Origin of the sequence: Sporosarcina sp. Marseille-Q4943, from assembly GCF_943736995.1 — a bacterium.
GTDB lineage: Bacteria > Bacillota > Bacilli > Bacillales_A > Planococcaceae > Sporosarcina.
In genome coordinates this window covers 817070-835845 of sequence record NZ_CALSFT010000002.1, presented here as the reverse complement: position 1 = coordinate 835845, position 18776 = coordinate 817070, and the positions used below count along the sequence as shown (strand labels likewise).

The 18776-nt window shown below is 44.2% G+C and carries 16 protein-coding genes; 4 read left to right on the top strand and 12 right to left on the bottom strand.

Going from position 1 to position 18776, the window contains the following annotated elements; genetic code table 11:
* Window positions 1–9: 9 nt before the first annotated feature.
* Window positions 10–1293: a murein biosynthesis integral membrane protein MurJ gene (gene murJ / locus NIT04_RS04025; RefSeq protein WP_252502315.1), complete on the bottom strand. Its 1284-nt coding sequence runs from the start codon at window positions 1291–1293 to the stop codon at window positions 10–12.
* Window positions 1290–2390, bottom strand: coding sequence for a glycosyltransferase (locus tag NIT04_RS04020; protein WP_252502314.1), 1101 nt, complete (start codon window positions 2388–2390; stop codon window positions 1290–1292). The genes murJ and NIT04_RS04020 overlap by 4 nt, the downstream gene beginning before the upstream one ends.
* 367 nt (window positions 2391–2757) lie before the next feature.
* On the opposite strand from NIT04_RS04020, the gene NIT04_RS04015 reads away from it, so the two are divergent.
* From NIT04_RS04015 to NIT04_RS04005, 3 genes are all read left to right on the top strand, one after another.
* A complete protein-coding gene (locus NIT04_RS04015) occupies window positions 2758–3654 on the top strand; it encodes a C40 family peptidase (RefSeq protein WP_252502313.1) in 897 nt (298 codons plus the stop codon).
* Window positions 3655–3791: 137 nt separating this feature from the next.
* Window positions 3792–5489 (top strand): N-acetylmuramoyl-L-alanine amidase, encoded by a 1698-nt coding sequence (locus NIT04_RS04010; protein WP_252502312.1) that lies wholly within the window; start codon window positions 3792–3794, stop codon window positions 5487–5489.
* Between the two features lie 194 nt (window positions 5490–5683).
* Window positions 5684–7849: a 5'-nucleotidase C-terminal domain-containing protein gene (locus tag NIT04_RS04005; protein WP_252502311.1), complete on the top strand. Its 2166-nt coding sequence runs from the start codon at window positions 5684–5686 to the stop codon at window positions 7847–7849.
* A 45-nt stretch (window positions 7850–7894) separates the two neighbouring features.
* Here NIT04_RS04005 and NIT04_RS04000 read toward each other — a convergent pair whose 3' ends face one another.
* The 10 genes from NIT04_RS04000 to NIT04_RS03955 form a co-directional block, all read right to left on the bottom strand.
* Window positions 7895–8974, bottom strand: coding sequence for a CapA family protein (locus NIT04_RS04000; protein WP_252502310.1), 1080 nt, complete (start codon window positions 8972–8974; stop codon window positions 7895–7897).
* Window positions 8975–9088: 114 nt separating this feature from the next.
* Complete coding sequence (locus NIT04_RS03995) at window positions 9089–9271, bottom strand: hypothetical protein (protein WP_252502309.1); 183 nt, start codon at window positions 9269–9271, stop codon at window positions 9089–9091.
* A gap of 73 nt (window positions 9272–9344) precedes the next feature.
* Entirely contained in the window at window positions 9345–10073 is a 729-nt protein-coding gene (locus NIT04_RS03990; protein ID WP_252502308.1) for a hypothetical protein, read from the bottom strand.
* Window positions 10045–10938, bottom strand: a complete 894-nt coding sequence (locus NIT04_RS03985) for an ATP-binding cassette domain-containing protein (RefSeq protein WP_252502307.1) — start codon at window positions 10936–10938, stop codon at window positions 10045–10047. Before NIT04_RS03985 ends, NIT04_RS03990 begins: the two co-directional genes overlap by 29 nt.
* Window positions 10939–10954: 16 nt before the next feature.
* Window positions 10955–12142, bottom strand: coding sequence for a hypothetical protein (locus tag NIT04_RS03980; RefSeq protein ID WP_252502306.1), 1188 nt, complete (start codon window positions 12140–12142; stop codon window positions 10955–10957).
* Between the two features lie 26 nt (window positions 12143–12168).
* Complete coding sequence (locus NIT04_RS03975) at window positions 12169–13407, bottom strand: hypothetical protein (protein WP_252502305.1); 1239 nt, start codon at window positions 13405–13407, stop codon at window positions 12169–12171.
* 61 nt (window positions 13408–13468) lie between these two features.
* On the bottom strand, window positions 13469–14845 hold the full coding sequence (locus NIT04_RS03970; RefSeq protein ID WP_371922518.1) for an ABC transporter substrate-binding protein: 1377 nt from the start codon (window positions 14843–14845) through the stop codon (window positions 13469–13471).
* A gap of 46 nt (window positions 14846–14891) precedes the next feature.
* Complete coding sequence (locus NIT04_RS03965) at window positions 14892–15710, bottom strand: carbohydrate ABC transporter permease (protein ID WP_371922495.1); 819 nt, start codon at window positions 15708–15710, stop codon at window positions 14892–14894.
* The gene (locus NIT04_RS03960) at window positions 15707–16603 is read right to left on the bottom strand and encodes a carbohydrate ABC transporter permease (RefSeq protein ID WP_252502304.1); all 897 of its coding nucleotides are present in this window, start codon (window positions 16601–16603) and stop codon (window positions 15707–15709) included. Before NIT04_RS03960 ends, NIT04_RS03965 begins: the two co-directional genes overlap by 4 nt.
* Entirely contained in the window at window positions 16600–17733 is a 1134-nt protein-coding gene (locus tag NIT04_RS03955; RefSeq protein WP_252502303.1) for an ABC transporter ATP-binding protein, read from the bottom strand. The genes NIT04_RS03960 and NIT04_RS03955 overlap by 4 nt, the downstream gene beginning before the upstream one ends.
* 135 nt (window positions 17734–17868) lie before the next feature.
* Between NIT04_RS03955 and NIT04_RS03950 the strand changes: the two genes are divergently transcribed.
* Window positions 17869–18735 carry a glycerophosphodiester phosphodiesterase family protein gene (locus NIT04_RS03950; protein ID WP_252502302.1) on the top strand — a complete coding sequence of 289 codons (867 nt, stop codon included), beginning with the start codon at window positions 17869–17871 and terminating at the stop codon, window positions 18733–18735.
* Window positions 18736–18776: the final 41 nt, after the last annotated feature.

Below are 18776 nucleotides of genomic sequence, written 5' to 3'. Positions count from 1 at the left end.
ACGTATTGCTTACAGCTTCCATTTCACCCTTGCATAAATGACGAGCATAATTAGGTTAATGGCGGAGCTGATGACTGTTCCGTATGCGATTGCAGACGCGCCTAGCGAATCGATAAGCGCATAAATGATTGCTATGTTAATGCCGAGGACGCTAATGAGGCTGAAGATGACCGGCAACATCGAATTTCCTTTTGCATAATAAAAACGGGTCACGTACGTATTCGCTGCGAGGAAGAACATCGACAATGCGAACACCTTGAAAATCGGAACTGTAATTAACACCGATGACTCATCAAATTCTCCGTGTTCGAAAATGAGACGGACGAGCGGATCTGCGAAGAAATAGGCGACTGCAGTTGCGGGTGCAATTAATGCCGCAAGCAGGAGCATTCCTTTTTTATACAGTTGCTTAATCGTTTCATGATCCCCTTCGCCTTCCTTCTTGCTCAGCATCGGATAGATGACAGTCGTAACAGCCGTCATCATGATTGCTTGCGGGAAGTTGCTCAGCTTGGACGCATAGTTGACGGCTGAAATGGCCCCTTCGCTCAATCCGGCGGCTGCGATTCTATGGATGAAGGCATAGAATTGCATCGATGCGCCGCCTAGTAAGATCGGCAATGCAATGACCCATACACGTTTCACATCTTCCGACTTGCCAAAAGCAGGTTTCAGTGAGTAGAGCTTGCTCTTTCTGATTCCAGCGAATAAAAAGACGCCCATGAGCACCGCACCTAATAATGCGCCGATTCCGTAGGCCATCGGACCGTACCATTTAACGAGGGGTGCGGAAATGATGACGAATGCAGCGTTGTAAACGAGGATTGCGATGCTCGACAGCTTGAATTTGTCGTTCAGATTTAATAGACCGCTCATCCATGTTGAAAGGACGAGAATGATTGTTGATGGCATCATCCATAGGAATAGTGGATAAGTCAATTCAAATTGGTTCGGTTTTAGATCTGGAAAAGTCGTCTTTAATAACGGTTCTGCAAAAATGACAGCAAGCACCGTAATAATCGTTGCGGTCATTAATACCGAAGTGAACATTCTTCTGACGAAAATCGCTTTGTCGGTTTTCGAGGAGTGATAAACAGAAATGAAAGCCGTCGTTAGTCCTCCACCGACGACTAGATATATGAAATTCGGTATCGTATACGCGGTCGCAATCGCATCTGCCGCAGCGGATGTCCCGAATTGGTTCCCGATGACCATTTCCCGCAGGAAGCCGATTATACGGGCGACGATATTGATAATGGCGACTGTGCCGATGATCTTCATCATTCTACTCATTTTGAATTCTTTCCTTTCGACACATCGTCATAGATCGCCGTCAATCGTTCAGCAACTACGTCATACGTATGCTCTGCCACTTTTTCTTCCGCGATTTTTCGTCTCGTTTCCGGCGGCTCTTCCAATGCTTGTTTTAAACCGGAGGCAAGGGATTTCGGGTTTTTCGGCTCAACAAGAATGCCAGCTTCATCGCCAAGAAGGAATGAAAGCCCCCCGACGTCAGTTCCGACAACTGTTGTTCCAACCGCCATCGCTTCAAGAGCGACGAGTCCAAATCCTTCATGGTGGGAAGGAAGTACGAAAACGTCCGCGGCGGCTATCCATTTTGCCACTTCTTTTTGCGTCAGCGGTTCCTGATGCGAAATCCGGACATCTTTCGACAGCATATGTTTCGCCAACGTTTCCATGAACCCTTCATCTTTGCTTGACCCAATCAAATGAAGGGCAGCTTCCGGGTGATCTTTGCGCACGATGTCGAACGCATCGACAAGTTCGAGCACGCCTTTCGCTTCGATCATATTGCCGACAAACAGTAGAAGTTTTTCGGTAGGAGGGATGTCCAATTGTTTACGGGCTTCCTCTTTCGGCATCGGTTGGAAGATGTCCGTATTCACTCCCATGCTCATGACGTGGACATTCTCCTCCTTCACTCCAAACTTCCCGATGACGTCCTTTTTCAATCGCTCTCCTACTGTGATGACGGCATCCGCGCCTTGAAGGACCTTTCTTGTATATCCCGCAATCCGCTCACTTTTCGCAGCCATTTTGTCGATGTCGCCGCCGTGTACCGTCACAACGTAAGGAATTCCGAAAAGCCTCTTTCCTATTAATGAAAGAACTCCTGTCGGAAACGCGTAATGTGCATGCGTCAACGATAAATGTTTTTTATGTCGTACTAAAAAGCCGATCGATTTGAGGAACCACGCCAAATATTTTTTCAAAGTGGCGACTTTCCCTTTGCCCGGTTCATCAATTGCGATGAGATCAACTTGAATTCCTTTTGAGCGCAATAGCTCTACTTGGTTCTTAACGAAAATACCGAACGTCGGATGTTTTTCCGAAGGGTACATATTGCTGAAAACTGCGATTCTGCGCATTATTTCTCATCCCATCTATTGTAAGTCTTTACTCTATACACATTTAACGATTATACCATAAGTATGTTCCTTTCATTTTTGTAACACGTCTGTCATATACCGTTTTATCTACCACAAAAAACAGTGTGAAATACCTAAAAAGATGACGAAAATTGATGAATAACAGTAAATTTTCATCACAAAGAACGTTTCCTACAAAAATCACCCTTTAGGAAACGTTGATATGAGCGCATTTTCGACATAAGCCGGCGGAATGTAACGTTATTGTAATGTAACTGTAACCGAAATGGAGGTTTAGCTATGGTAGGATGTTCTCAGATAAAAGCACACTGTATGTAAACGTGCGAAAGGGGAATTTGGGAACCAGATGAAGAAACTGTTTTTCTCGTTTTTGGCATGCTTTTTGTTAGCAACGTCCGTACCAGCCATGGCCTCAGCGAATTCACCAACTTCGCTCGTCAGTACAGCGCGGACCTACATAGGAACGCCTTATGCCTATGGAGGCACAACCACTTCCGGATTCGACTGCTCAGGATATACGCAATTCGTCTTTAAAAAACAAGGGATCAAAATACCAAGATCGACTGGAGAACAGTTTGCTATGGGAACAGCTGTTAAGAAAAGCGATCTTAAAACGGGAGACCTCGTCTTCTTCAATACTTTCGGAAACAGGGTTTCACACGTCGGAATCTATATCGGTTCCAGCAGGTTCATCCACGCTTCGACATCAAAGGGTGTCATGATTTCTTCCGTCAACGATCCCGCTTACTGGGGTAAACGTTATTTAGGCGCACGTCGCATAAAGGATTTCAATCATGACAAAACAGTTGCTTTCGAAGAACCGACAATAACTTCTCCTGTCTATGTATCTCGCGCTAAAGTAGCAGAGACGCTCGTAAAAGAGCTTGGACTTGAAACGGATGCTGCCGATGTTACTTTCTCCGATGTAGCTGCGGATCATCCGCAATACGAATCGATTACGAAAGTGGCAAATGCCGGACTATTCTCCGGAAATGACGGGAAATTCAATCCCGATCATTCATTGACTCGTGCACAAATGGCAAAAATAATTGTGGAAGCCTTTAATCTACAAGGTTCCGCCAATACATCCTATAGCGATGTACCTGCAGGACATTGGGCTAATGAATATATCAATATACTAGCCCATAACAATATTGCTAGCGGATATGAAGATGGTTCATTCGGTCTCAACGATAAATTGACTGAAAAGCAATTCCAGAAAATCCTTGATCGTCTCCATTAATAGCCTAAAAGCCAGGTGTTCCGTATAATTGGACACCTGTTTTTTTTCAAAAAAACTCTATGAAAATAGTAAATTCACTATGGATTTACATGGTGAACACTGGTAAACTTAATCTACATCAAATTTAGGAGGACAACATGAAAACGTTTAAATGGGCAGCTGTTGCTTTACTGTTTTTCGCTCTTGTTTCCATCGTCCCTGGACATTCCTCGGCGCAGTTCAAATTCTCGGATATCTCACCCGGCAAGGAATATTATGATCAAGTACATTACATAGCGGAGCTCGGTATTGTCAATAAAGCCGACAAGTTCAATCCCGGCAACAATTTGACAAGAGCACACGCAGCAAAAATGCTTGTCATCGCTTCCGGTAAAAAGGACATGCCTACCCCATCCATCCAGTTCAAAGACTTGAAGCCTGGCACAGAGCAATATGAATTTGCCAGCCGCGCAGTCGAACTCGGTTATTTCGAGAAAAAAGCTGATGGCAGCTTTGGTCCGAACGAGAAATTGAAGCGAGCTGAAATGGGCTATGCCCTCTCTGTCGCTTTCAATCTATCAGAAAACGTGACGGTCGATCGGCCGCTCATGCTCACGGATATGAAAGGCCACCCTTACGTAAAAGAAATCAATGGCTTGTATTATGGCGGTGTCACTCGTGGTGATGCAGGCAAATTCCTGCCAAATGATTTATTGACCCGTTCACAATTCGCATTGTTCGTAGCACGTGCTTTGAATGACAACTATAAGCTAGCTGTCAAATTGCCTGAACAGACTTCGAGAACGTATTTTGCGAAAGTCGCAACCGGCGGTGACAACTTAAATGTCCGCTCACATCCGGCAGTTACAGGTGATGTCGTCAACCGTTTGAAAGATGGTGAAATCGTCGAGGTTATCGGACAGACAGGCGATTGGCTGCTTGTCCTGATCGACGGTGCGAATGGATATATCCATGGCCAATACACGGTTGAAGTCGGAACTCAAGCACCTTCCGATGATGACGTCGCTGCTGAGGAACCGGCCGAGCCTGAAGTCACTGAACCCGAGGAGGAGCCGAACACTCCCTCCCCTACAACTGGATTGATCGGTAAAGTGACGACAAGCGTTTTGAACGTTAGAAAATCACCTGACGGTACATCCGCAATCGTAGCAAAGTTATCACTCAACCAAAAGGTAAATATCGAGTCGATCAACGGCAACTGGGCCAAGATTAATCTACAGAGCGGTCCAGGCTATGTACACAAAAATTACTTGAAGCTCCTCAACCAGTCAGGCAACCCTTTGAAGGACCGGGTGATCGTCATTGATGCTGGACACGGCGGTAAAGATCCTGGCGCTACTAGCAATAAATTAAGCGAAAAGACTGTTGTATTGAAAGTTGCTAAACTAGTAGAAGGAAAGTTGAAAAGAGCTGGCGCCAACGTATTGCTGACACGTTCGAATGATACGTATCTGACATTGGAACAACGTACTGAATTCGCTAAGAAACATTATGCCGAAGCATTCGTTTCAATCCATGTCAATGCGGCAGGTTCTTCAGCAGCGAAAGGCGCGGAAGTTTTCTATGACTCTTCCACGAATCCAAATGCATCCGAGAGCAAGCTTTTAGCAAGCAAGATCCAAACGAATCTTGTGAAAAACGCTAACATGGCTGATCGCGGAGTTAAAGACCAACGTTTCTATGTTATTCGGAATAACAATGTAGCTGCTGTACTCGTCGAGCTTGGTTTCATTACAAACCCCGATGATTTCAAGAAATTATCAAGTGATCAATATATGGAACTCTACGCTGAAGCGATCTATCAAGGGCTCGTACAATACTACGCAGTTCAATAAAAAATTATGCCGGAAAGAAGTGATCTCCACTTCTCTCCGGCTTTTTCTATGAATCTATAAATTTACGGAAAATTCATTTGTTCTTTAATAATACTAATGATAAAATTGAAATGAAAAAGTTTTCATCATTATTCCATCTTTGTAAGTTATATCAGAATATTGATGAAGAAAAAACCATAAAAGGAAGGTGCATTATGTCAAAGAAGTATATGAAAGGCGCGGCTGCATCAATGTTGCTGTTCAGTATGGCAGGAATGACTCCTGCTGCCGTTTCCGCAGAAGAAGCGTCAAAAGATTTCTCAATGACGGTGTTCCACACGAATGACACCCATGCACAGTTGGACAACATCCCTTATTTCTCAGCACTATTGAAAGCGAAACGGGCGGAAGTGCCGCATAACGTATTGTTGCATGCGGGCGATGTATTCTCGGGTTCCCTCTATTTCAATGAATTCCAAGGACAAGCGGACCTTGAATTCATGAACTATTTTGGGTACGATGCAATGACTTTCGGAAATCATGAATTTGATTTAGGCAGTTCGGAAGACGGCCATAAAGGACTTGCCGACTTCATCAAGAATGCGAAGTTCCCATTCGTTTCTGCGAACGTCGATTTCTCAGCCGACAGCAACTTCGAAGACCTTCAACTTCGTGAAGTGACTGCTGAGCCTGAAAACAGCAAGATCTTTAACGGAATTGTGAAGGAAGTGGATGGGGAGAAGATCGGTATTTTCGGTTTGACGACTGAAGAAACTGTCGATATTTCCAGTCCTAAAGAAATAAAATTCACGAACTACATCACTGAAGCGAAGGCAGCAGTTGAAGCGTTCGAAGAGTTGGGTGTCAACAAAATCATCGCCTTGACACATATAGGCTTCAACGATAGCGATGCTATTGATAATGATAAATTGCTCGCAGCAAATGTCCCGGGCATTGATATTATCGTCGGTGGGCATACACATTCCAAATTGGATGAACCGTTTGTACATGAGGGAGAAGCAGGACCTGTCGTCATTGTACAAGCAAACGAACATCAAAAATTCCTAGGTCAATTGGATATTACATTCGATGAAAATGGAGTTATCAAAGAGTACAATGGAGTGCTTCATGAAGTCGACACGAAAGAAGGAGAAAAAGACGCTGAAGCCGAAGAAATGCTGAAGCCATACGCCGATAAGGTCGGAGCTATCAAAAACTCCCCGACTGGAGGAGTTGCCGATGTGTTCCTAAGCGGCTTGCGCGACTTGGGCGGCGTCCGTGCAGGTGAAACGAATCTTGGCAACATCATCACAGATGGAATGCTTGCAAAAGCGAAAGAAGTCGATCCGGAAGTTGACATTGCGTTCCAAAACGGCGGCGGCATCCGTACTTCCATCAACAAGGGTGAAGTCACTTATGGAGAGGTCCTCACTGTCCTTCCATTCGGCAACAGCCTTGCGATCATGGAATTGAGCGGAGCTGAACTGCGTGAAACATTCGAGCATTCCGTTAAGGATTACCCGAAAGAAAGCGGTGGCTTCCTTCACGTCGCTGGCATGCAAGTCATCTTTGACGGTACAGCAGAGCCGGGCAAACGAATCGTTTCATTGAAAATCAATGGCAAAGAAGTCGAAGCGGACAAGACGTACAAAGCGGCAACAAATGTTTTCACTGCCAAAGGCGGAGATGGCTTTGAAGCTCTCGGCAAAGCATATGAGGATGGACGCGCAAGCGAACCAGGATTCAGTGACTGGGAAAACCTTGCAAATCACATTAAATCGTTAGGCAACGTTACAACCGGCCTTGAGGGACGCATCATCGCAACAGTCCCATACAAGGATGTATCCCTTAATAACTGGTCATACCAATACATTTCAGATCTTTATTACCGAGACATCTTGACAAAAGAACCGACTTTCAAGCCGGGTGTAAAAATCACGCGTGCTGAAATGGTGTCATGGGTCGTCAAAGCAAATGGTCTGAAAGCTGAAGGTCAAGCGCCTTTCTCAGATCTTAACGGACTGTCCGACGAATTAAAGGCTGATATTGCAGCTGCTTACGAAAACGGCATCGTCAAAGGCAATGATGGCAAATTCAATCCGAACGACAAAGTGACACGTGCACAATTCGCATTGATCCTTGAGCGTGCATTTGAAAACTACACTGGCGAAAAGTATACGGCTGCGGCGAAAGCGCCTTATTCCGACTTCGGCAAATACGCAGATGACACGGTAAATGCGATTTCCATGTTGCATGAGCTGGGAATCGCGTCGGGCTATGAAGGTAAGTTCATGCCTGAGCAATTCACAACGAAACAACAAGCTGCAAAAATCGTTTCGAACTATATTTATAATACGAAGCAAGTGAAAAAAGCCGAATAAGCAATCAAAAATGCCTTCCGCACAAATTTGCGCAGAAGGCATTTTTCATTCAGACAGAAGGCCGACATGGTTCATCGCCCACTCTTCATCAAAACGATTATCACTACGTGCATCTTTTAGTGGTACGACTACAAATCTTCTATTCTCGTCACGAATGACAGCAGTCGGAAAGAATGTCGATTTCCCAATTTCCATGAATTGTTTTCCCGCCAATTCAACGGTCGAAATATGCACTTTTGCAATGCCGCCGATATTCGTGGAATCGAATTGCTGGGCGGAATAGAAATTCCCGAGCGAATAAAACACTTCCGTATTGCCGACTTGCTCATAACGTTGCAACACATGCGGATGGTGGCCGAAAATGATATCGACACCTTCGGACGAAAGCCATTCAGCGAGCTCCTCTTGCCGCGCGGATGGCTGCAACGCATACTCGTCGCCCCAATGGATTGAGACGACCGTTATATCGGCTTCCTCTTCCATTTCCCTAACGTCTGTTTCCATCTGGACTTTATCTATCAATGAAACCAAATAGCCTTTCCCTTTCGGAATCGCAAGTCCGTTCAAACTGTACGTGTAGGCCAATATGCCGATGCGTATGCCTTTCACGTCAAAAATACGCTTTGTTTCACGATCTTCTACAGACTCATATGCTCCTACGTATGGCATTCCATATTCATTCATATGCCCAAGCGCCTTCAGTAAACCACTCTCTTTCCGATCGAGCGTATGGTTGTTTGCGATGGACAGCAAATCGACTCCGTTCGCTTTTAAATCTCTAATAATATGCTTCGGACTATTGAAGAGCGGATAGCCGGACAATCCGAGCTCCACTCCACCCGGCAATGACTCTTGATTCGCAAGCAAAAAATCGATGCCTGTCATCTCGTCTTTCACTGCACTGAATGAAAGATCATAGTTATCGTATGTATAGAGCGGGTAATGCAAGAGGATATCCCCGATCATCCCGATTGTAATTTCTGTTGATTTTTCATTAAGTTCCATCTCATACGGATTGCTTCGAAGCATCGTAAAGTCGCCAGGACGGATGACTTCCTCCTCGTTTTGAATACACCCTGTCAATAAAAAGTTACATGCTATGGTCAATATAGCAAAACGTTTCAAACAACTATCCCCAGTCATAAAGTAGTAGTCTCTTTCTCACTATACTTCAACATTGAAAAATATGGAAGATAGAAAAAACCTATGCTTCGCTTAAACGAATCATAGGTCTCAGTATTATTGTTCCCATTTATTATCCGTTGGCTTTTCTCGGCATTCGGTTGAATTCTGGAACTGCTCCATTTGCTTTTCCGCCTCTTGTTCGGGCTCTAAGTCAGGGAATTGCTTGGCATTCGGCATTCCTGTGAATGCTTCACCCTTTTCATCATTCGGCTTTGTTTGAAAACGGTTGTCCTTCATAATGAACAGCTCCTCCACTTTGATGTCTTACCATTACGTTACCCACAATCCGGTCTTTTAACCTGATTGGATATCATTGTTTCGTTTTGTTTTGGGGTTCAAAGTAAACAACTGGAACTTTTGACACACACACCTTCTGTCCTTCTTTCAACTGAACTAGACTTTTGGAATTTGTCAATCCGCCACCCAGTAATTCAAATAGGCGAGGGTCTGTACCTTCTTCAAAAATTTGTACAAAGCCATGCCCATTGGGAATGCTCATCGTATAGTTCCCCGGCTCTATGTCCAACCCGACATCCCATATACCTGCAGTCAACTCCGTGGAAAGCATTGTTGCTACAGGCTCGATGTTTATTGTATTATATCCGCCGTCAAAAAAAATCGAAAACGTTGAATCGATATCAGCGGTTAATGTAGGCACACCAGCTTTTTCTCCTACAATTTCCCGAACGAGCAAGTTATCATCTTTATCGTAAATAAAAATATTCCCTGATGGATAGCCAGTCAATTCATACCTTCCAGCTTCGATATTTAACGTTACTCCTTTTTTTGTCGGCACTGCTCCGTACATTCTTTTTGCTTCTTCATTACTCCGATCGACTGTCGTGAAAATTGCCTGATGAACCTTTCCGATGATTTCATCTCTTGTAGATCCTGTAATTTCGTAATTTTCCGCATACACGCTAATCATTTCCGACTTCTTTCCTTGTAGATTATGACAACCTGACAAAAATAACATGCAAATAGAAATTCCAATTAACATTCCTTTGGCATTAAACCGTTTTTCCATAATATTTTTCATAATACTCCACCGTCCCTAATGGCCCGATTGTCATTTCCTTATTATATTTAAGCATCCGGCCCATCCATTTTGTTTGTTCCGACTCACTCATTCCACCTAAAGGAATGCATAATAAATAATTGGCTATAAACATATGACCCTCTGGTAAATCCAGTTCACTTTTAATTGATTCATACTGTTCAGGACTTACGTCAAGTTTAAGAAAATTTTCATTTTCACCTGTGAATTTTTGTTCATGCACGAACTTTCCGTCTTTCAAAAAAAGAACTCGATCTGCGTACAGGTCTAAGTTTGCCAACAAGTGCGAAGCGACAAATATGAGCTTCTCCTGCTTCATTTCCATTAAACATTCTGATATGAGAGCGACATTTTCGACATCCAGACCATTCATCACTTCATCCATCAACATAATCGGCGTGTCGGCTGCCATCATCATTGCGAAACATAATCGTTGTCGCATCCCTAATGAATACGTTCGGACTTTCTGTTTCACATAATGCCCCATATGAAGACGGTCGATGATGGAGCGTATATGTTTCGTCGACCCTTTCCACATATTTGCGTACAGTTTCATATGATCGACACCGGATAATTCCTCAAATAGGTCCTTTTGTACGGGGAATGTCGCCAACATCCGATGAATGTGCAATTCTTCTTTTTCATTCCGGTACGTATATTTCCCATCAAAAAAAACATGTCCGGAATCGGGTTTCACAAAGTTCGCCATCACATTGAACATCGTCGTCTTACCTGTTCCATTCGGCGCGGCGACACCTATAATTTCCCCTTTATTCGCCGTTAAATCCAATGAATCCAATACGATTTTATCATTATAAGCAATCGTTACATTTGATAATTTCAGCATCATCTTCCCCAGCCTTTCAACTAAGTTTCATTGGGACGGTTTCCACTTTTCGAATATGCAAAATCTTATTTCTAAAATATAAAATTGATATGACAAGCAAATTAAGGACGACAAGCCAACTATACGCATGTTTGAAATCGAGTTTTTCAATCCCAAATTCCTTAGCCGCTTCACCACTTAGAACGGCGCTGATATCAATGAATCTGAGTGGATAGAGCCAATTTGTCTCCACTCCGGCAGCTAAAAGAAGTTGTGGGGACAGCAATACAAACAGGATAGTGACAATTGCGGCGTACAAGTTTTTCGTCACGAGATTAACTAATAGGAATGTGAGCAAAAGTAATAGGGCAATTAATCCAAATGCTACGAGCATATAAAACAAATAGCGCAGCGTGGATATTGCAATAAAATCCGCGTCCTGATAAATAAGTACAGGCGTTCTGAAATCTCCCCACCCCGTTTTTCTCGCTACATAAAAACTGCCTATCAATATACTTGCACAGAGAAAGACCATGATTTGAACAAAATGGACTCCCACCTTACTAATTGCTTTCTGCATGAACGAAATCGGAAATCCAAACAAGACGGAAGGATGAAGTTGATCATTTACAAGCATGCTACTTCCCGCCAGCAATACGAGAATGCAAAACAACGTTCCGCTTACTAGATTCAATGCGACCGGTATATAATTGCTCGCTTTAAGGGGATCTTGGATGAGGGAGAGATCATGCTCCTTGTGATACCGGTAGAGCGCATTTTCTTTTAGTATTTCGTCAACTGGAACAATATGATCCCGACGAACCCCTTTATTTCCTCGTTGATGCAAATCAAGACGCAATTCATTCAGCTTGAGTCTTGCATCAAAAAACTTATGAAATTTCGGTCCTGCACCAAAATACCCATCAAAGTCTCCATCTTTTCTTACATAAAGCCTTTGCCAGTGCAGCAATCCCATTTGTTCTAATAAATTGGCGTGAATTTCTTTACCTTCTTGGGTTTGCCAAACTGTACCAGGAAATGAATCGAAGACCTCGACAAATTTCTCAGCTTCTTCAGTTACCTTTTCTTCAATTTCAACAATATCCAATTGACTATAATGTGAATAATACAGTGGAAAAAAGAGAATCAGCGCAAGTCCTAACAACCAATTTTTTTTATTTAGTAGTAATAGCTTCGTTTCAAATAATAAGTATTTCCAGAACATATACTGTCCTTCCCCCTTTCCCACTGTTAACTTGCTAAATAGAATCGGCGCTTATTAATGATAAGGGAAACGATAAACAGGATAACCTCGATGACAAGGTATGTAATAAGTAGTACGAGGATGCCCTTTGCATAGGTAATCGTTTCCGTGTTCAACAAAAAATTCTTTTCCCCATCAATGATTTTCCCAAAATCAAAATACGTCTGTGGAAAAAGGCTGATGTCCTTGTCGAATAATTCCCTTGTCGAGCGTGTAAAATAAAGGCGTTCTGAGAACAATACCAAACTGCTAATAAATAAGACAATCCATTCATTTTTAAAAAGTAAGCTTAAAACGATATTCAACCGTACGAACAGGATGACTAACAACGGGAGGACAACAAGTGTCTTGCCTAGATAAGCTGCCATTGAAATGACACTATAATCCTCGGGTGTAAACGTTTGTTGCTTAATCATGATCGGAATATCCAAATCGAAATATCCGAATCCGAACTGCATTGTCATAACGAGCACTCCAACAACGATAACGCTAACAATGAACGCCATTGAATAAAGAAATGCCGACAGTGATTTCAAATTCAGTTGGCGATACCAAGATAATGGCAAGCCTTGGAGAACCGCCTGATATTTTCGATCCCTTGAAAGAATATCACTACTAAAATAAATGACACAAAACAATAGGAAGTAAAACCCGTAGTTTTGAAGGAATTTCTGCAATGTTTGCAACCCGGTTTTCTCATACATCAAACCAAATGTGATGGGGTGATCATTCGCGAGATAATCCTCATACTTCATCATCGTTTGTTGATACGCATGCTCCCGATCCTTACTAGGAAATGGCGCTTTCTGAAATAAAAAACGATCCTCTACATATTCACCTGGATTATTTTGCAGATGAAATACTCTTAATTGGAGCATGCGCTCAAAGTTTCGATCTTCAAAAGACTGCAACATAGCCGAAAACAAATCATAATTATAGGCATTTGTCGCATAAACAGGATTACCTATCTGATAATAAGCGTTAATGCTTTTCCTATTAAAAACAAGGCCGGTATTCCCTATACTTTCCCTTAGTTTTTGCTGGTCTCCCAAGTACGTTAAATACTCCTCTGTCTCCTTTTTATTAAAGGATTCCTTCGTATTCGCGAACGGCCATAAAATTAAACAATAGCTAAACAACAAAACGGTGATGAAGAAAACAAATGGAATCGTACGTCTGCTTCTTGCTGTAATTAAAAATTCATGTTTTAAATAATTTCGATTCACCACATCTCCCCCTCTGTTGAAAAACCCCTATCCACTGCTTCACGAATAGGGGTTTCGTCATTTACTTTTTCGTCTTATTCGCGATTTCCATCGCCCGGTTCGTTCCTTCCGCAGCCTTATCGAGCACTTCTTGCGGATCTTTGCCTTGGTATAGCTCTTCCAGAGCTGTTACGATTTGCTGTCTTGATTCAGGGAAGACGGATATGAGCGCGCCCTGGGTTGCGAGTCCAGGAATCGTATCTTGAAGCTGATCCACGGTCACCTTGAACTGCGGGAATTCCGCCCATTTATCTTTTACGCTTTGCTCTTCGTACGCAGCAGGGTTGATGGCAAAATATCCTGTGTCAAGATGCCATTTCGCTTGGACTTCAGGCGTTGTCATATATTTCATGAACTCCCAAGCCGCTTCCTGCTCTTCCTCTGCAATCCCTTTCGACATCCATAAGGAAGCTCCGCCGATGACGACACCGTGACGTTGGACTTCGTCCGCATGCGGAATGTAAGCGACACCGACTTCAAATGGAGCGTTTTTAATAGCGCCCGCTACACCGGCGGACGAGTCCATATACATGGCGACTTTGCCCGTTGCGAATGCGGAACGGATGTCATCCCAGTTCGTTCCGAAGTTCCCGAAAGTGCCCGCTTTGTTCATCGTATCGAGGAAGCGGAACACGTTCAGCCCTTCAGGCCCGTTGAATAAAGCCTCCGTCGCATCCCCTGATCTGCCGTTGTCTTCATTCACATACAAGCCGCCTTGCGTCGCGACGAGCTGCTCGAAGAACCAGCCGTACGTCAGCATGGAAAACCCGTACATGTCATCCGTTTTCAGCTTCGCCGCGGCGTCGATCACTTCAGCGAACGTTTCCGGGGCCTTCTCAGGATCCAAGCCGGCCGCTTTGAACGCATCTTTGTTATAGATCATGACCGGTGTCGAGGAGTTGAATGGCATTGAATAAAGTTCACCGTCGACCCGGTAGTAGTTCAAGATATTCCCCTCGAGCTGGGAAAGGTCATAATTATCTTCATCGATGAACTTCTGCATCGGTTCGATATAGCCGCTGTCGATCATATATTTCGTTCCGACTTCAAACACTTGTGTGATGGCAGGGGCATCTTTTGTGCCGCCGACCCCGCGGAGCTTCGTCAATGATTCTTCATAGGATCCTTGGAATTCCGCCTTTACTTCGTATTTGTCCTGGGATTCATTGAACCCCTTAACGATTGCGTCTATAGATTCCTGTCCAGTGCCCGACATCGAATGCCAGAATTCGATTGTCACTTTTTCGCCAGTTGCGGCGCCATCATCGTTCGTTCCTTCCGTCTCCGAAGACGTATCATTCGTCTTCGGTTCGTCCGTTTCTTTACTGCTGTCACTGTTCGTACAGGCTGTCAAAATAGCTACAGTGAGAATTAACATCCAAAATAGAGATGATTTGATCATTCTCTTCAAATTCCATGCACCCCTTTTTAATTGGTAGAATCGACTATTTCAATGCACCTTGGGATAACCCTTTTTGCAACTGCTTCTGTCCGATGAACAGCAAAAGCAGCGTCGGTATGATGACTACGATGACTCCTGCCATGACCACCCCCCATTCGGTTGCGATTTCTTGGGATTGCAGTTGCTTCAGGCCGATTTGTACAGTCCGCACTGATTTGTTCGTCGTTATGAGCAACGGCCATAAATACATATTCCAAGTCGTCAGGAAGCCATAAGCGCCCAACGTGACGAGGCTTGTTTTTGAAACCGGCAGGACGACCCGCCAGAAAAAGCGGAATCTGCTCAAACCCGCAATTTGTGAGGCTTCATGTAGCTCCTTCGGGATTGTAAGGAAATGCTGGCGAAGCAGGAATGTGCCGAATGCAAGCGCGAAAAATGGCAATGTGAGCCCTTGGTACGTATTGAACCAATCAAGTTTGCGAATTGTGAACACGTTCGGAATCATCGTCGCTTCCCAAGGGATCATCATCGTCGAGATGAACAGGAAGAAAATGAAGTCCCTTCCTTTGAATTTAAAAAACACGAATGCATAGGCAGCAAGACTGCAGACGACAAGTTGGCCGAGCATGACGCTTACCGAGACGATGAAACTGTTCAGTAAATAATTTAGCAACGGCAACCTGCTGAACACTAAGCTATAATTTTCAAAACTGATCGATTCCGGAAAAAACTTTCCTTGTATAATTTCCGGCCCCGTCATGAATGAAATCATGAATGCGTACAATACCGGAAAGAAAACAAATGCCGAAGTAACAATCAACAGGAAATAGATCCATATTTTTTGAGGAAGCCCCATTTTCATTGGTAATGCACCTTCCTTTCACCCAATTTGAATTGGAGGATGGTGACAATCAATATGATGAGAAATAAAATGACGGCTTGCGCGCTCGCGGTGCCGAACTGATAATTGATGAACGCTTCCCTGTATATCGAATAGACGATTAAGTTCGTCGACTGGGAAGGTCCGCCTTTCGTCAAAATATCGATCTGGCCGAACGTCTGGAACGCATTGATGAGGGAAATCGTGATGATGAAGAACAGCGTAGGTGACAGCATCGGTAATGTGATGCGTCTCAATCGATAGAAATAGCCTGCACCATCGATTCTTGAACTCTCGTAAAGATGTTCGTCGATGTTTTGCAAACCACCTAATAGGATGAGGAATGAAAAACCGATATTCATCCAGATCGTTGAAATTGAAACGGATAACAATGCCCATTCCGGATCAAGCAACCACTGGATTTGCGGCAAATGGAAGACACTCAGCAACCGGTTGAACATCCCGATGCTCGGGTTGAACATGAAAAGCCAAATGACGGAAGAGGCAGCGACAGAGATACCCATCGTCGAAGAATACATCGTCCGGAAAAAACCGATGCCCTTCAATTTTTCATTTGCGAGCAATGCGAAGAACAGCGCCAGGATGATTGTAATTGGAACGGTATACAATACGAAAAGCCCCGTCGCTTTCATGCTGTTTTGGAATTCGGATGAGCCAAGCAAGTATTGGAAGTTTTCAAATCCGACCATGATGGCGGCATTGCCAGTTTGATCCGTCAGGAAAAAGCTCAAATAGATCGTCCGGAACATCGGGTAGAATACGAATACGGAAAACAGAATGATCGATGGCAATAAATAAAGCGCGGCTGTCCGGCCGTCCACGGACTTTCGCCACATTGTTGCAAACCGTGTCATGACGACACCTCTTGCTGCGTAACATAATTGCCGTAGTCAATTGTCTTTTTAATTAGCTCACCGTTCTGTTCGTCAAAGATGGACAATGACTCGAATTCCATTCGGACGGGCAGACGGTCGCCGATGTCGATATGCCATTGGCCGCTCCATTTCGCCATCCATTCATCCGCGGCGAGTTTGAATGAAAAGACGGTTTCATTCCCGAGGATTTCCACATTCGTCACTTCCACATGGAAAACGTCCTCTCGCTTTGTTTCCGGAGTTGTCGGGTAGAGGTTTTCAGGTCGCACCCCAACTGTCATTGATGTCTTTGTGACATTACCGATGTCCTCAGACGGTACGTTCAACCGCAATTCATTGCCAATGACAAGTTCGGATGTTTTCGAATCGAATTCCGCATTCGCCAAATTCATCGGCGGCGATCCGATGAACGTCGCGACGAATGGATTGGCCGGGTAATTGTATATGTCGATTGGCTTGCCGATTTGCTGGATCTTCCCTTCATGGAGGATCATGATCCTGTCGCCCATCGTCATCGCTTCCACTTGGTCATGGGTGACGTAGATCATCGTAATGCCAAGGCTCCTTTGAATCCTTCTGATTTCCGAGCGCATATGGGCACGCAGCTTGGCGTCAAGATTGGAGAGGGGCTCATCCATGAGGCAGATCGGCGTTTCACTGACGATTGCTCTGGCGAGAGCGACGCGTTGACGCTGGCCGCCGGAAAGTTCGCGCGGCTTACGATCGAGATAATCGGTCAAGCCTAGCATTTCCGCGACTTCTTCTGCTTTTTTCCGTTGCTCTTCCTTCTTCATCTTTTTCACGTCGAGGCCAAACGTAATGTTTTGTTGAACCGACAAATGCGGGTAAAGTGCATAATTTTGAAAGACCATGGACAGGTCGCGTTTATCCGGAGATAGATGATTGGCGACTCTCTCCCCGATTTTCAATGTCCCTCCCGTAATCTCCTCCAGGCCAGCGATCATCCGGAGCATCGTGCTCTTCCCGCAGCCTGAAGGTCCGACAAGGACAAAAAACTCGCCCGGTTCAATCGTTACGTTTATATTGGAGATAACGTCAACTTGCTTATCGTATGATTTTGAGACATTTATCAGTTCTACTTTTTTCATCGATCAGATTCCTTTCCGCCCATTTTTATATTAGTCAGAATATAACTTCTAGTAACGTACTTCGATAAAAGATGTCATTATCCTTCCTTTTTTCTCATATTTTACAATTACTTTACGTTTAAGGAGGAAACATTCGTGAAAAAAGGGATCCTTCTATTCCTGCTCATCCTTCTTTCGGCATGTTCTACAGCATCGGTTGCGGCCACTTTGCCAGATGATAAATTTTTGATTATCGCTCATCGCGGGGCTTCCGCCTACGCTCCGGAGCATTCCTTGCTTTCCTACGGATTGGCGGTGCAAATGAAGGCCGATTATATTGAATTGGATGTACATATGACGAAGGACGGGGAGCTCGTTTCCATGCACGACCCTTTTGTTCATTTGCCGAATGGCAGAAAGACGGTCGCTGAAGTGGATTTTCAGGAGTTGAAGAGCGTTCGGCGCGAGTCCGATTACGATGGAAAGCTGACGGTTTCATTCCCTGAAAGCATCGATCCGTTGCGAATCGTCAGTACGGAGGAGATTTTTTCGTATTTCCAAGATGACGTCAATTACTATATCGAACTGAAGACGCCCGCCTCCTACCCTGGAATCGAAGAAGCTTTGCTTGGGCAGTTACGAGAGTTTGGACTATTACCTTTAGGAGAAGCGGAAATGCCGAAAGTGATCCTCCAATCATTCAATGCCAATTCTTTACTCAAGATACATGAACAGGAACCGACCATTCCGCTTATACAACTGTATTCTCTGAAAAACGAAACGATGCTAACGAAAAAACGTTTGCAGAAAGTCGCGGCGTACGCGTCCGGCATCGGCGTCGATAAAACGGTCGTAACGGAAGAATTAGTGGAGCTTGTACACGGTGAGGGCTTGCATATCCATCCGTTCACCGTGAATGAAGAAAAGGAAATCCGACGCATGATCGAAATCGGTGCGGACGGGATTTTCACGGATGTGCCGGATGTCGCGATCAAAGTGTTGAAGGATTTGCGGGGAGAATGAAAAAACCGCCCTATTCCGATAGAGGAATAGGGCAGTGCTGT

Coding starts and splice junctions, on each gene's coding strand:
- NIT04_RS04015 (WP_252502313.1), top strand. CDS start 2,758: ATGAAGAAACTGTTTTTCTCGTTTTTGGCATGCTTTTTGTTAGCAACG.
- NIT04_RS03955 (WP_252502303.1), bottom strand. CDS start 17,733: ATGAAAAAAGTAGAACTGATAAATGTCTCAAAATCATACGATAAGCAA.
- NIT04_RS03980 (WP_252502306.1), bottom strand. CDS start 12,142: ATGTTCTGGAAATACTTATTATTTGAAACGAAGCTATTACTACTAAAT.
- NIT04_RS03965 (WP_371922495.1), bottom strand. CDS start 15,710: ATGAAAATGGGGCTTCCTCAAAAAATATGGATCTATTTCCTGTTGATT.
- NIT04_RS03990 (WP_252502308.1), bottom strand. CDS start 10,073: ATGAAAAATATTATGGAAAAACGGTTTAATGCCAAAGGAATGTTAATT.
- NIT04_RS03995 (WP_252502309.1), bottom strand. CDS start 9,271: ATGAAGGACAACCGTTTTCAAACAAAGCCGAATGATGAAAAGGGTGAA.
- NIT04_RS04005 (WP_252502311.1), top strand. CDS start 5,684: ATGTCAAAGAAGTATATGAAAGGCGCGGCTGCATCAATGTTGCTGTTC.
- NIT04_RS03985 (WP_252502307.1), bottom strand. CDS start 10,938: ATGCTGAAATTATCAAATGTAACGATTGCTTATAATGATAAAATCGTA.
- NIT04_RS04010 (WP_252502312.1), top strand. CDS start 3,792: ATGAAAACGTTTAAATGGGCAGCTGTTGCTTTACTGTTTTTCGCTCTT.
- NIT04_RS04020 (WP_252502314.1), bottom strand. CDS start 2,390: ATGCGCAGAATCGCAGTTTTCAGCAATATGTACCCTTCGGAAAAACAT.
- NIT04_RS03960 (WP_252502304.1), bottom strand. CDS start 16,603: ATGACACGGTTTGCAACAATGTGGCGAAAGTCCGTGGACGGCCGGACA.
- murJ (WP_252502315.1), bottom strand. CDS start 1,293: ATGAGTAGAATGATGAAGATCATCGGCACAGTCGCCATTATCAATATC.